13 protein-coding genes are annotated in these 14575 nt (G+C 39.7%); 5 read left to right on the top strand and 8 right to left on the bottom strand.

What is annotated here, in order from left to right:
• Positions 1 to 174: 174 nt before the first annotated feature.
• A complete protein-coding gene (locus ABX891_RS17515; RefSeq protein ID WP_354630234.1) occupies positions 175 to 669 on the bottom strand; it encodes a DUF6702 family protein in 495 nt (164 codons plus the stop codon).
• Entirely contained in the window at positions 669 to 3116 is a 2448-nt protein-coding gene (locus ABX891_RS17510) for a M1 family metallopeptidase (protein ID WP_354630233.1), read from the bottom strand. The genes ABX891_RS17515 and ABX891_RS17510 overlap by 1 nt, the downstream gene beginning before the upstream one ends.
• Positions 3117 to 3695: 579 nt before the next feature.
• On the opposite strand from ABX891_RS17510, the gene ABX891_RS17505 reads away from it, so the two are divergent.
• The 4 genes from ABX891_RS17505 to ABX891_RS17490 all read left to right on the top strand — a co-directional run bounded on the left by ABX891_RS17505 (position 3696) and on the right by ABX891_RS17490 (position 9590).
• Positions 3696 to 3932, top strand: a complete 237-nt coding sequence (locus ABX891_RS17505; protein WP_002959190.1) for a hypothetical protein — start codon at positions 3696 to 3698, stop codon at positions 3930 to 3932.
• 78 nt (positions 3933 to 4010) lie between these two features.
• Positions 4011 to 5258, top strand: coding sequence for an exonuclease SbcCD subunit D C-terminal domain-containing protein (locus tag ABX891_RS17500; protein WP_354630232.1), 1248 nt, complete (start codon positions 4011 to 4013; stop codon positions 5256 to 5258).
• Entirely contained in the window at positions 5255 to 8905 is a 3651-nt protein-coding gene (locus ABX891_RS17495) for an AAA family ATPase (protein ID WP_354630231.1), read from the top strand. Before ABX891_RS17500 ends, ABX891_RS17495 begins: the two co-directional genes overlap by 4 nt.
• Positions 8906 to 8933: 28 nt before the next feature.
• Positions 8934 to 9590 (top strand): class I SAM-dependent methyltransferase, encoded by a 657-nt coding sequence (locus ABX891_RS17490; RefSeq protein ID WP_165744002.1) that lies wholly within the window; start codon positions 8934 to 8936, stop codon positions 9588 to 9590.
• Between the two features lie 182 nt (positions 9591 to 9772).
• Here the strand turns inward: ABX891_RS17490 and ABX891_RS17485 are convergent, their stop codons facing one another.
• From ABX891_RS17485 to ABX891_RS17475, 3 genes are read right to left on the bottom strand one after another with little or no spacing between them, the layout of a single operon-like run.
• Positions 9773 to 10165 (bottom strand): ACT domain-containing protein, encoded by a 393-nt coding sequence (locus ABX891_RS17485; RefSeq protein WP_354630230.1) that lies wholly within the window; start codon positions 10163 to 10165, stop codon positions 9773 to 9775.
• A 19-nt stretch (positions 10166 to 10184) separates the two neighbouring features.
• On the bottom strand, positions 10185 to 10742 hold the full coding sequence (locus ABX891_RS17480; protein ID WP_354630229.1) for a DUF6942 family protein: 558 nt from the start codon (positions 10740 to 10742) through the stop codon (positions 10185 to 10187).
• Position 10743: 1 nt separating this feature from the next.
• The gene (locus ABX891_RS17475; protein ID WP_002959175.1) at positions 10744 to 11199 is read right to left on the bottom strand and encodes a YaiI/YqxD family protein; all 456 of its coding nucleotides are present in this window, start codon (positions 11197 to 11199) and stop codon (positions 10744 to 10746) included.
• Between the two features lie 130 nt (positions 11200 to 11329).
• On the opposite strand from ABX891_RS17475, the gene ABX891_RS17470 reads away from it, so the two are divergent.
• Positions 11330 to 11860: a lipocalin family protein gene (locus ABX891_RS17470; RefSeq protein WP_182195711.1), complete on the top strand. Its 531-nt coding sequence runs from the start codon at positions 11330 to 11332 to the stop codon at positions 11858 to 11860.
• A gap of 223 nt (positions 11861 to 12083) precedes the next feature.
• On the opposite strand, the gene ABX891_RS17465 is transcribed toward ABX891_RS17470, so the two are convergent.
• The 3 genes from ABX891_RS17465 to ABX891_RS17455 are packed head-to-tail and all read right to left on the bottom strand — an operon-like array spanning position 12084 to position 14354.
• Positions 12084 to 12419, bottom strand: a complete 336-nt coding sequence (locus ABX891_RS17465) for a DUF3325 domain-containing protein (protein WP_354630228.1) — start codon at positions 12417 to 12419, stop codon at positions 12084 to 12086.
• Complete coding sequence (locus tag ABX891_RS17460) at positions 12412 to 14016, bottom strand: PepSY-associated TM helix domain-containing protein (RefSeq protein WP_354630227.1); 1605 nt, start codon at positions 14014 to 14016, stop codon at positions 12412 to 12414. Before ABX891_RS17460 ends, ABX891_RS17465 begins: the two co-directional genes overlap by 8 nt.
• On the bottom strand, positions 14013 to 14354 hold the full coding sequence (locus tag ABX891_RS17455; RefSeq protein WP_354630226.1) for a hypothetical protein: 342 nt from the start codon (positions 14352 to 14354) through the stop codon (positions 14013 to 14015). The genes ABX891_RS17460 and ABX891_RS17455 overlap by 4 nt, the downstream gene beginning before the upstream one ends.
• Positions 14355 to 14575 lie beyond the last annotated feature (221 nt).

Raw genomic sequence — 14575 nt, 5'->3', positions numbered from 1 at the left:
TGATAATACAGTAAATATAATTGGTAGTTGTAGCATGCGCAAAAAATGGTAAATATACAAATTGAACTTCCAGTTTTTACGTAAATTTACATATACCAGATCAAAAATGAACGCAGTTTAAACGTTTGAAGAAAACGCGCACATTAACTGCAGTGCGCGTTGGTTGGGGAACTACTAATTTGGCTCAAAGCGGGCTTCGAGCCAAGTATCATCTTGTGCAAAGTTTAAGGTTTTAATCTTACCTTTGCCCTCAACGTTTACCATATTTACCTGAGATGGCCATAAATCACGAAGCGCGCCATTGCTCATTTTAATTCCTTCAATGTTTTCAGGAATTGGTGCTTCTTGGTAAACCCAAAAAAACTTACCATCTACTTGCGCCCCTACAAAGCTAAGTGGTAAAGGCTCACCACTTAATGTTTGTAGAGCAACATGCGATTCAACATATTTAGCAAAACGCTGTTGGTCGGCTTTATTACTAATAATATCGATTTTGCCTTTAAACAATGTGCCTACGGCGTGTTCGGTATCATGTAAATAAAAACGATGCATTAACTCAACATTATGCGTTCGTTTATTAAAAAGCACGGTTGTAACTGACGATTTTAGTTGATGCGCCATACTCGGCGCAGCAGCTAAAAAGCAAACAATAATAAGCAAAAAGCGCATTATTGCGGCTCCTCACCGTTATCTTTTTCGTCTTTCTTCTCATCAGTTTTAAGCTCAGTTTTAATATCTTGCATGATATCGCGACTTACTTTAGCTTTACTCTTTTCCTTTTTAAACACTTCAATACGTGAAGGAATAATGCGACGAGGGTAGTTATTATTTTCAATATCTACATCCGCAGTTTCCCAATTAGGATCTACAGTAACTGATACAAGCGGTTTGTTTTTATCGGTAACAATTAGCTTTTGAACATTTTTATAATTACGACGCCAAATTTCAGCAGGAATATAACGCTCTTCAGTTGTGCCATCTTCATATGTTAGCTCAAGTAATATAGGCATTACCAAACCACCTAGGTTTGAAAATTCCATAACGTAGTAGTTTTTATCTTCTTCTAAAGCACGTTCAAGCGTTTTACGCTCCCACGGCTCTAAGCCTTTTAAAAACTTATTGTACGAGTTACGTTCTTTATTGGTTACAGTAAAGCGGTCGTTTTCGTCATAAAAATCGGTAACATCAGGGTTTTGCTCAACCCATGTTTTTTTACCTTCGGCGCGGTTACGCTCAACAAATAATGACGTAGGCTTATCTGCTTCAATATCACGTAAACGGCTGTAATCAATATCAGGGTTTTTAGTGTCTAAACGTAGTTGATATACCTTATCTAAAGAGATATCAACATGGTCTGTGGTGTAAAACCAGCCACGCCAAAACCAATCTAAATCAACACCAGAGGCCTCTTCCATTGTGCGGAAAAAATCGGCTGGGGTAGGGCGCTTGTATTTCCAGCGCTGAGCATACTCTTTAAATGCAAAGTCGAATAAGTCACGGCCTAAAATTACTTCACGTAAAATATTAAGGGCTGCGGCAGGTTTAGTATAAGCATTAGGGCCTAAACGTAATACGCTGTCTGACTGAGTCATAATTGGTACTTGGACTTCTGACTTCATGTAGCTCACTATATCGCGAGGCTCAACACCCCAAGGAATAGTAGGATCCCATTCACGACCAGCAACACCATCTAAAAAGCTGTTTAAGCCTTCATCCATCCACGTCCATTGGCGCTCATCTGAGTTCACAATCATCGGAAAGTAAATATGACCCACTTCATGAATAACTACGCCAAGTAAAAAGCGCTTTTCAGCCTGAGAATAAGTACGAGTACCGTCATCTTGTAACTTAGTACGCGGACCGTTAAAGGTAATCATTGGGTATTCCATACCACCAACTGGGCCGTTAACCGACTGTGCAGTTGGGTACGGGTAATCAAAAGAATACTTAGAGTACACTTCCATTGTGTGTACTACCGCTTCAGTTGAGTACTTTTTCCATAAGTCACCACCTTCTTTAGGGAAGAACGACATTGCCATAACTAAAGGCTGAACGTCACCACCTTGTTGATAACCTTTTGCATCCCACATAAACTTACGAGACGACGCCCAAGCAAAGTCACGAACATTCTGTGCTTTAAAGTGCCACGTTTTAGTTTTGTCGGTGCCTTCTTTTTCGTTTTCTAGCGCTTCTTCTGCGTTAACAATAAACACAGGACGCTTAGATGTTTCAGCTTGCTTTAAACGTTTGCGCTGAGTACTTGTAAGTACTTTGCTCGCGTTATCAAGCTTACCTGTTGCCGATACAATGTGATCCGCAGGAACAGTAATCTCAACATCGTAATTACCAAACTCAAGCGTAAACTCACCAGAGCCTAAAAATGGCTTGTTTGTCCATGCCTCGTAATCGGTATAAGCCGCTAAGCGAGGGAACCACTGAGCAATTAAGAATATGTCGTTGCCATCTTCTTCAAAGTGCTCGTAACCAGAACGTGCACCTACAGCATCTTCTTCAACAATGTTGAAGGCAAAGTTCATGCTAAATTCTACTTCTTTACCTGGTTTTAATGGCTCGTTTAAATCAATGCGCATTAAAGTATCAACTACAGTTACGCGTAGCTCTTTACCATCGTCATCCTTTACGCCACTGATTGTATAACCCAGTTCGTTGTCGCTCATAAATTGCTGACGGCGTAAGTCACCTAAACTTAATTTAGCAGGCTTTTGAGCTGGTAGGCTTTCTAAAGTGCTTTTAAACGTTTTAGTTGTTTCGGCAATAGAATCACTTTTAAAAATATTTTGATCTAACTGTAACCATAAATATTTAAGTGTATGCGGAGAGTTATTTTTATATTCAATGCTTTGGCTACCGGTAATACGGTGCTTTTTTTCATCTAGCTTTACATCAATATCGTAGTTTACACGTTGCTGCCAGTATTTTTCACCTGGTTCGCCAGCGGCACTACGATAAACGTTGGGTGTAGGAAGCGCTTCGTCTAATTGACGAAATTTATCAACAAAAGAACCTTTTGTTTGCTCAACCGAAGACGCCATAACCGCACTAGATATTGCCAAAGGCAATACAAAAGCACTTAGCGTAAGACCTATTTTTTTCATTGTTAGTCCTAATATAATTTTGTGAGCATACTTTGACAAATATACCAGTTAGCTTCAATAAATTAGCGACCAAGTACCGTATTTTTAGGGTGATGTTCACTTAGTTTATTAGATTGAAAAGTACAATTATTTTGTAACAAAATACGAATAAATAAAAACTGTAAAGGGGGTTTACAAAAGTGGGATTTAATAATGGTTTTGAGCTGTTAAATACAAGTTTTAGAGCTTGAAAAAAGCACATTAACTTTACTTACTTTGCTAAAAAAGTATTGCTTTAGCATTATGAGGTAAACCAATAATCCTATGTATAAATGCCTCAAATTTGCAACAAGTAAAATGAGCTAAAAGCCCACTCTACTGAACAAAAACACAGTGAAAACAGCTGAATTATTGGCTCAAATATTGCCGAACTTCCTTAATATTCGCTATTTTTACGATAAATGATAAATAGTGCAATTTTAGGTTGATCTTTAGTGCAGTTTATATTTAAAATCGCCAACCTTTTTATTTGAGGCAAATAAATTCGTCACATTTATCCTCAAATTAATATCGATTACTAGCAAGAAATGCGGTGGGCTTATGGATTTTTACATCCTAAAAAAACAACAAGAACTAATTGCGATTCCAGCAAGTGAGAATAACTGTAAGCAGTATCTCGATTCGGGTTATTTTTATATCGATAAAGTAGCAGCGTGCAACGAAACCAATGCATTAAAGGCGCTACACGCAAAACAAACTAAAACGTTAAAAATTCCATTATTAATGGCACTTTTAGCATTACCGGTTGTTTTTTCAGCTTGGTACAGTTTAACCTAAGGTAATGCACGGCTTAGGCTTGCATCTTTAACTGCCTTGGGTATATTGGCGCTCTTACGGTTTAATTAAGAGCGCGACATGAAAGTCCTCCACACCTCAGATTGGCACCTTGGCCAACAATTCTACGAACACGACCGCCGTGTTGAACATCAAGCCTTTTTTACATGGTTATTAGCCACTCTTGTTGAACAACAAATAGACTTACTTTTAGTTGCTGGCGATATTTATCATACCGCGACTCCAAGCGCTAGCGCCGAAAATCAGCTTTACCAATTTATTAAAGACGCCAAAAAGGCATCCCCACAATTACACGTAGTAATTATTGCGGGTAACCACGACTCTGCAAATCGTATTTTGGCTGCTCAGCCATTATTAGCGCAATTTGATACGCACGTAGTAGGGCGCTTTGATGTCGCAACACCCGATGAAACTATTATTACCATAAATACCAATGGTAAACGCGCTGTAATCGTCGCTATGCCATTTTTACGCGCAAGCGATGTAAGTTTACTTAGCCAAACCGAAAGCGGCCCTAGTTATGCTCAAGGCGTTGCAAAAGCTTACGAGCTTGCACTAGAACAAGCTACTAATATAAACGAGCAAAACTCACCATTAATAGTTATGGGGCATTTACACGCAAAAGGCGGGGATATTTCAAGTGATTCTGAGCGTAACTTAGTGATAGGTGGTGAGGAGTCTATTTCAGCCAATGTATTTGGTAAACAAGCCAACTATGTTGCCCTTGGGCATTTACACAAAGCGCAACAAGTCGCTAAAAGCGATATTATTCGCTACAGCGGCACACCTATACCTATGTCGTTTTCAGAACGTAACTACACGCACCAAGTAAATATTGTTGAGTTTATTATTGATGAAAAACAACATGTTAGTACAACTGTAAACCCCCTTTACATTCCGCGCTCTGCCGATGTAATTGTTTTACCAAAAGGGGAGTGTGTGCCATTAAGCGAACTATGCGAGCAAATTAAAGCGCTCGACACCGCACAAAATACAACAGCGCCTTATTTACGTGTAAAGCTTAAATCAAGCGATACCGACACCACCTTCAGAGAACAAATAGAACAAGCACTTGAAGGCAAGCATATTAAATTTTGTGGTATTGAACGTGTACGTGAACAATCAGCGCAAAATGACGACAACACCGTATTTGAAGATTTAAGCGAAGTTGAAATGCTCAACCCGCTTAACTTATTAGAACAAGCATTTGCAAACGATAAAGACATGGCTGGGCAAAGTGTACCCGATGAGCTAAAAGCACTTTTAAGTGATGTGATAAACGAGCTTACGGAGCAAGAACAACTATGAAAATAACCGCAGTTCGTATTCATAATTTAGCTTCAATAGTTGATGCTGAAATAGACTTTACTCAAGCCCCATTAAAAGATGCAGGCTTATTTGCGATAACAGGCGATACCGGCGCTGGTAAAAGTACCTTTTTAGATGCGATATGTTTAGCCCTTTATACTAAAACAGCGAGGCTACGCGGCGATAAAGGTAACTTAATTGAGTTTAATGGCGACAGCATTAAGCTTAATGATGCGCGGAACCTACTACGCAGAGGTACATGGGAAGGCTACGCCGAGGTCGACTTTTTAGGGCAAGATAAACAGCTTTACCGCGCGCGTTATACAGTTTCACGCACTCATAAAAAGGTAACTGGCAAACTTAAAGTAGCAGAACACACCTTAGTAACCCTGCCAGACGAAACCTTAATAGCTGACAAAAGCCATACAATAAAAGAAGTTGAGAGCAAAATAGGGCTTAACTTTGAGCAGTTCTCCCGTGCCGTACTTTTAGCGCAACATGAGTTTGCTGCATTTTTAAAAGCCACTGGCGATGAGCGAGCGCAACTTTTAGAGTGCTTAACAGGCACCGATAAATTTAGCCGTATTGGTGTGCGTATTTTTGAGCGCCATAAAGAGCAAGTGGCAAAGCTTGAAGCGCTCAAAGCAGGCCTTGAAAGCTATACCTTATTAACACCAGAAGAACTCGAGTTACAACAAACCAAGTTAACCGATTTAAAAGCGCAAACCGAACACACTAAAAAAGAGCTGACCAAAACCGAAAAAGCACTTAACTGGTATCAGCAAGCTACAGTGCTTGAGCAAAGCTTACTGCAGGCACAGCAAACCCAGCAACAAGCAAACTCAGCGCTTGAAAGTATCGTTGATCAAAGCGAGCAAGCAAAACAAGCCAAGCAGGCGCTTGAAATAAAAGATAACCGCAGCCGTTTTACTAAATTAACCGATCAAAATACGGCGTTGGATCAGCAAATAACATCGCTTAAAAGTGTTGACCATATATCGGTAATTAACGAGCGTAACACCGCGCTTGCTAAGCATACTGAGCTACTTAATAACGCCAATGAGCAAAAACAAAATGCAGCGCCCGTTATAGCTAAAGCGCGAGAGCTCGACAGCAGCATTGCTTTGCAAACTCAAGCTGTAAAAGGCGCAGAGTCGCAAATAATCAAAGAGCAAACTCAACTTGATGAGCTCACACAGCAGCTTAAACAAAGCAATAACGAGCTAGAGCTCGCTAATACCGACTCAATTAAAAGCCAGCAATGGCTTAATGAGCATGCACCGCTGCACGTTTTAGCAAAAGACTGGAGCTACTATCAGCAAAGCTTTAATACCTACTTAAATGCACAACAGCAATTAACTGCAAACCTTGCACAAAGCCAAACTCTTAATACCGAGCTTGCAGGTCAGAGCGAGCGTTTAAATACACAAAATAATAAAGTGCAGCAGTGCGAGGCGTTACTTACGAGCGAGCAGTCAGCTTTGCAGGTTTTAAATACTCAGCTTAATGAATTTAATGCAGAGCACTGCGACGCGCAGCTAAAAAGTATTGATTACTTAAAAGAGCAGCGAGAGCGCTATAAGCAATTTAACGCAGAACTAAAACAAAGCACTCAACGCCAACACGTACTTAATCAGCAGCTAAATGTAAGCCAGCAAGCCCATGCTTTACTTAATCAGCATTTAATAACCAGTGAGCAAGCACTTAAAGGCAGCGAGTACGCACTTAACCAAGCGCGCTTAAGAGCCAGCGAAAACGTAGAGCATTTACGCACTGAGCTTCGCCCTAATGAGCCTTGTTTAGTGTGCGGCGCAACGGATCACCCGTATGCGGTAAACCAAAACCAGCAATTAAATAACTTAATTACTGATTTTGAAAATGCTTTTAATACCGCTAAAAAGCAATTTGACCATGCACAAAGCGAGCTGCATAAACATCAAACTCAACATGCTGTATTAACTGCTGAACACGGACAACTTGAGCAAATAATACAAACAGCAAAAGCTAAACAGCTCGACATTAAAAATACCATGCAAGGCGCACGCACAGAGCTTAACGACTTAACGCCTGATCAGCTTGAAGTAACTTATAAGCAATTAACGCAGCAAAAAGCGCAATACTTTGAGCAACAAAAACGTCAACGTACACTGCAAACCAAAGTAAACGAGCTACAAGCAGCACTTAAAGCAGAGCAGCAAGTACAGCAGCAACTGAGTAATAAACACCTTGAGCTTACACACCAGAAAAACCAAATAACGAGTAAGCATAGCGAGCTAAGTACGCAAATTAACGAGCTGGGTACAACGCTCAATAATCAATTTGAAAACAGTGATTTTTGGCAGCAACTACAAGCCAATACACTTGAGCTTAGCGAGCTACATGAGCAGGTTACGCAGTATCAGCAAACTCAAACGCAACTTGAACAAAGCCAAAAGCGCCAAGACAAAGCTAGTGAGCAAATAAAGCAGCTTACCCCGCTTGTAAGTAAAAGCGAGCAATCGTTAAAAGCACTTAATGAAGAGCTTGTTAAAGCTAAAAATTTACTAAGCACTGTGCAAAGTGAGCGCTTAGCTTTATTTAATAACGAGCAAATAAGCGCAGACGACTACCAAGCAAAACTTACAAGTGAGCTAGAGCAAAAACAATCGCAGGTTCAAGCGAGTCAAAAAGCCTATGACGACGCGATAAAACAACGAGATGAGCACGCTATAACGCTTAAAAATGTGGAGCAACGCTTACTTGAAAACAGCCAAGAACTAGCAACACTTGAGGCACGTTATAACCAGTGGTTTGCTGACTTTAAAGCGCAATACAGCGATGTAACGCACGAACAGGTCAAAATTTTACTAACGCTAAGTAGCGAGACTATTAAAGCGCATTTAAATCAACACGAGCAGTTAACTCAAGCGTTAACAGATGCAAATGCCGCTTTAAAACAGCAGCAACTTACGCTTGAAAAACACAACAGTAGCGATAAGCCAACACAAAGTGCAGAGGCTTTAAGTACGCAATTAAGCAGCTTAAATGAGCAACAAACGCAGCTGCAAAATTCATTACTAGCAACTAATACCGCTATTGAGCAACACAACCAAAACGCAAAGGCACTTGAAGGCAAACAAGCCGAGTTAACTACGCTTAAAACACAGGTAGAGCAGTGGCACTTGCTTAATAAAGTATTGGGCGATGCAACGGGTAAAACCATGCGTAACTTAGCACAAACACAAACGTTAAAAATATTACTGCACTATGCCAACAGTCATTTAAAAACACTCAACAAACGCTACGAATTAACCGCAATAGCGCAAACGCTCGACATTGCAATTATCGACCGCGACATGGCCGACGAGCAACGCTCTGTTAATACGCTCTCGGGCGGTGAGTCATTTTTAGTATCGCTAGCGCTTGCACTTGGTTTAGCATCGCTTTCGTCTAACAAAGTACAAATCAATTCTTTGTTTATTGACGAAGGGTTTGGTACGTTAGACAGCGAAACCCTAAGCATTGCAATGGACGCTTTGGATTCTTTGCAAGCACAAGGCAGAAAAGTAGGCGTTATATCGCACGTAACACAAATGAGCGAGCGTGTAGCCACTCAAGTGCATGTAGCCAAAAAGCCAGGTGGATATTCCACAGTTGAAGTTTTATAAGCAACATTACTGAAAACAAGGAGATACAATGCCAACGTTTACAGGCGAGCAAGCAACACAATACGATAGCCGCATAACCCGTTTAGTGCCTGGTTATGAATTATTACATCAGCTCACTAATGCGCAACTACAAGCAACGCTAAGCGACAATGCGCATATTTTGGTAGTAGGGGCAGGCACAGGCAAAGAAGTACTTTCACTGGCTGCACTAAACCCTACATGGCAATTTACTGCGCAAGATACATCAGCCGATATGCTTGCTATCGCACAGCAGCAATTTGATGAACAAGGCATAACAAGTCGCGTAGATGTACATAATGGCCCCGTTGATAAGTTATCGGTTAAAGCCGATGCCGTTTTATGTTTACTAGTAATGCATTTTTTAGAAGACAACGGCGATAAAAAAGAGTTATTAAAAGCGATTAAAGGAAGCCTTAAAAAAGACGCCAACCTTTATATTGCAGATTTAATGCGCCCCGAAACTTCTTTTGAGCGCGAAGCCCAGCTTACAACTTGCGCGCAATTGGGTTTAACCGAAACAGGTAAAACACAAACAGGGCACGACTTAGAAAATGAGTTTTACCCGCTTGATAGAATGCGCTTTAGCGAATTGCTAAATGAGTGCAAATTTGGCATTCCGAAGCTGTATTTTAAAGCCCTAGGTTTTAGCGGATATGTAGTTTAAGTGTTACAAGCTAAACAAGCACCCGCTATTTAGCACCAATAAAAACACCGAGTGAACAAACTCGGTGTTTTTATATAACCCTCTCTACACCCCGAAGTTTCTCTAAGCGTAGGTCGGTTAAGTGAAGTGCCACCCGACGCACTAATATCCACATTACTCAAATCGTTGCTGTGTCAGCAATCCTAACCAATCTCTTCAAGTGCTTTCATTGCGGCTTGTGCTTTATCTGTTTGTACAAAAATATGGTCGTGATAAAACGCAGCTACCACATTAGCGCTAATGCCATGCTCAGTCAGCTTTGCAGATACCGCAGCCGTTAAACCAACGGCCTCTAAACTTGAATGTACGTTAAGGGTAATTAAATTATATTTACCCTCGTAAGTAATACCTGCTTTATCGGCGGTTTCAGCTTTTAAAATAAGGGTTAGCCCTTCTTCTTCAACATAAGTGGCAAGTGGCTCTAAGTGAACATAATCGGCCAATTTCCCTGCTAAGCAACAAAAAATATACTCGCCTTGCTTTAGTGCTGGCTGCATTGATCTTAATAATTCGTTTAACTCTAAAATTCCGGCCATGGTCGTTCCTTACAATGTGCTATTTTTTTAGCTGCGCGACTAGCTCGCTTAATCTCGCAATTTTTATATTACTTAACTGTCTATAATCAAAATACGGGCACACAATAATGTTGTTAGTTGTGTCTATTGCAAACTCGTCGTCAAGCCAATCAAATTGTGCATGCAACTTACCTTGTTGTAATAAGTTTTTAGCGTGCGTACGCCCAGCAATTATATGTAGCTGGTTTTGATTGCTAGAAGCTTTATTTGCACAAGTACTAGTAGTGTTGGGCGCGCTAAATAGCAGGGCGGTTTTACTGTTTTTTTGCAGTAAAAACTCATCGCGATATTGTTGCCAAGTGGGGGCTTGTTTGGCAAATGAGTAATGCTCACTTGGCAGGGAAAATAGCACTTTTGCATACACGTTAAACACTTTGCGCCAACCATTACCACAGTGCTGGTTTATGGTATTTATTTGCTCATTTATAACCGGTTCTAGGCATTCAAGTGTTTCAAAAAACGGCATTGGCGGCGCTTTTGCTACGTATACCGCCACGCTAAATTGCGTATCACCTAAGCCAACTAATTGTGTATTCAAGTTAGTTAGCCTTGTTTTGCGCTAAAATACGGTCAAGGTTATTTGCAAAGTTTTGGCGATCGGTTTGGCTAAGTGGCGGCGGCCCACCACTCATTTCTACGCCACTTGAGCGCATGGTATCCATAAAGTCGCGCACGTTAAGTATTGAGCGGATATTCTCGGTGGTATAAAGTTCGCCACGTGGGTTGAGTGCTTGCCCGCCGTTATCAATTACTTCACTTGCTAGCGGAATATCGCCTGTAATAACTAAATCGCCTTTTTCAACACGTTTTACTATTTCGTCGTCGGCTACATCAAACCCCGACGATACTTGTACGCGACTTATGTATTTTGAGGGCGGAATACGCATTGCGTGATTAGCCACTAAAATAGTCTCGATTTTCATACGCTCTGCAGCTCTAAAAAGTATTTCTTTTATAACAACAGGACACGCGTCTGCATCTACCCAAATTTTCATGCTATGGTCATTTTTATTGCTTTAGAATTAATATGATCCTATAGCAAATTTTTTTAATCGGCTAGCAAACTTTATATCCATCTATATTTAGATAATACGTACTATTTATGTAATTTAAAAAGGAGCTTACATGAAGGCTATAAAATACGGTTTACTTATTACAGGGTTATTTTTTCTTAGTGCCTGCACCAGCCCTCCTGAGGGAATAACACCCGTTAAAAACTTTGATATACAAAAATATAAAGGCAAATGGTTTGAAATAGCGCGTCTTAATCACTCATTCGAAGAAGGGATGGAGCAAGTTACCGCGACTTATTCAATTAACGACGACGGCACAGTAAAGGTCCTTAACAAAGGGTATTTAACGGATGATAAAAAATGGGATTACGCCGAAGGCTTAGCCAAGTTTGTTGAGGGCACCGACACAGGGCATTTTAAAGTCTCGTTTTTTGGTCCATTTTATGGCGCTTATGTGATTTTTGAACTTGACCAACCCGATTATCAATATGCATTTATAACCAGTTACAACAAAGATTACTTGTGGTTTTTGTCGCGTACACCAACGGTTAGTAAAGAGCTTAAAGAACACTTTTTAACTAAAGCTAAAGAGTTGGGCTTTGCTACCGATGAAATAATTTGGGTAAACCAAGAGACTATGTAAAGGGGGTTTACAGTTAGTTATATACGTTTTTAAAGTAGTAATAAAAGAGTCACCTAACTGTAAAGTAACTTAAATATATTATGGTTATATTGTGTGTACTTGCCGTGAGACAGCAAGTATTGGAAACACTGAATATCCCCTATTGTTGGCAAGCTATATAGCTTGCCATTTTTTTTTGCCTAATCTATGGGAAAGTAGCGGATCACGTTTTTACTAACTAAGGCTAGTTTAATGCTAAAAACAACCCACTTAGTACAATTAACACGCTATTTAAAACACTAAACCACTTTACGTAGCCTATTAAAAAATTATAAAAAACCATTATAATTAAAACACTTAGACTCATAAATCCGCAAAATAGTAATGCTCCATATCCATCTTGAGTAACTATACAAAGCACCAAGCTTAGTAAAATACTGATCCAAGCAGCTAATAGCAGCTTTTTACGTTGGGATTCTGTAGGACGTTTTTTAAATACATCTTTAAAATGATTATACTTAGCCAGCGCAAAACAGTTAAAACTGAGCAGGCATAGGCTAAACCCAAGTAAATCAATCATGGTTTTTGCCTTTTGAGGTTATTGATTGACTAGGGCTGATTATTTTTGAGTTGTTTTTAGCAGTACGTAATTTTTCGGTTTGTATAAAAAACAATATACTAAATAACAAAAACAGTGCATCAAAAGTAAATAAAGCCCACTGTTTGTGCATCAAATAGCTAACTAGATTACCGTTAGTTGTAAGTGCATTAATAACCGGTACGCTTAAACATGCAACAGCATTTATAGCTGCCATAACTCGCCATTGCAGTGTGTCGCGCTTTATAAGTGCTAAAAGAGCAACCGCTAGCCATGTTAAAAAGAACGCGAGTATTTCTTTATCGGCGCGCTCTGCGGTAGTTGGACTAAGTAGTCTGTTAGCAATAAAAAATGCACACGTTGCCAGTGGAAGTCCCATAATAGTGGCTAGGTTTAACCCTTCAACTAGTTTTAAACCAAACGAAGGTTTAACGTTATTTTTAGTTCGCTCGCGAATTCGCTTAGCCCACATAATACAGCCAGAGCCAATCATTACACAGCCTGCAATACCGCCTAATACGTATAACCAGCGCAACAACCACGTAGCTAAACGCCCTGTATGCATTGAATTAAGTGATTCGTAAAGCGCTTTGCTGCTAGTTAGCTCGTCATCAGTTTTAGCGACCATTTGCCCTGTAGCACCACTAAATATTAAGCGTGGTGCTTGGTCACGTAGTGTTTTACCTGCGCTTACCAATACGGTAATTGTTGAAGCTGCCATATTGGGTTTGTTAACTTGTACTCGGGTAATATCTGCATGAGGCCACTTAGTATAAACCTGATCTAAAATACTTTGAATCGGCACCATTGATGATTCGCCTTGGGCTTTATCGGTCATGGTATTGCGAGGGGTTACATCGTTAAAAAAGTCACGCATACCGTTATCGTAAGCTGTTTGCGCAGGGTAGGGAAATAACATAAATATGAGTGTAATCATGCCCGTGTAAGTAATCATTAAATGAAAAGGAAGTGCAAGCACAGAGCTTAAGTTATGGGCATCTAACCACGTACGGCTACCTTTGTTACGCCTAAAGCTAAACATATCTTTAAAAATACGTTTATGAATAACCACGCCCGATATAATGGCAATTAGCATAAAAAAGCTAGCAAAGCATATAACCCAACGCGCTGTTATTGCATCCATATAATGTAGGTCAAAATGCAATCGGTAAAAAAAGTTACCGCCTTTAGTATCTACAAAGGGCTCAAGCTCTTGCATAGTATTAGGGTTTAGCTGGGTGTTTTTAAATTGACTGCGGCGCTGGCCAGGTTCTTTTGGTTTTGCATAGCCATAAACTAGGTAAGGAATACGCGGATCGGGCAACGTAATACGCCAGCTTGATGAGTTAGCTCCATGGTTAGCTAAGTAATCAAATCCGGTAATTATTTGTTGTTTTTGCGCTTCTATACGCTGTGTTTGGGCTTGCACATTATGAATGGCTGGTTGATTCCACAACGTTATTTCGTCTCTAAAAAAGCTAAGTGTTCCGGCAAAAAATATTAAATATAATAACCAGCAAACGAGTAACCCTACCCAAGTGTGCAACCAAGTCATTGATCTGAAAAAGCTGTCTTTCATACCCAATCCTTTAGCAACGCAAGCAATCCGGCAAACGTACCTGTACTTAGTAAAATACTGATCCACACTGTTTTTAATGATTTAACACTAAAGGCATAAATAAATACTACGGCATAAATTAAAATGCTAATTGAAACACTAAACAGTACTGCGTCTTGCTTAGCTATTGGCATTAAAAAGCACAATAAAGCAGTACTTGCAGACGTAAAGGCATAGCCACCAATTATGGCAATAAAAAACCGTAAAAATACCAAAACTCGATAACTGCTTACGCTTTTTACTATAAGCGTAATAACGTTAATTTTATCGAATGACGCACTGTGCAAAGGTGCCTGCATAGTTAATTAATCCCTTTATTTAAAATTGAGAATAAAACAAAGGCGCTATTATATATGTTACAAATACAAAAGATAGTTATTCTCATTTATGATATTTAACTTTTAAGTAAGTTATGCTTACTTAATTACTTAGTAAAATACTGATCTGATATTATTTAATGATATTGCACAGGCTCTATGTAAAGCTTAAGGTTAATAAACTGAGTAAAAATAAAGAGTGA

Origin of the sequence: Pseudoalteromonas sp. NCIMB 1079 (assembly GCF_040567695.1) — a bacterium.
In the GTDB taxonomy this organism is placed as follows: domain Bacteria; phylum Pseudomonadota; class Gammaproteobacteria; order Enterobacterales; family Alteromonadaceae; genus Pseudoalteromonas; species Pseudoalteromonas distincta.
This window is presented reverse-complemented; position numbering and strand designations above follow the sequence as displayed.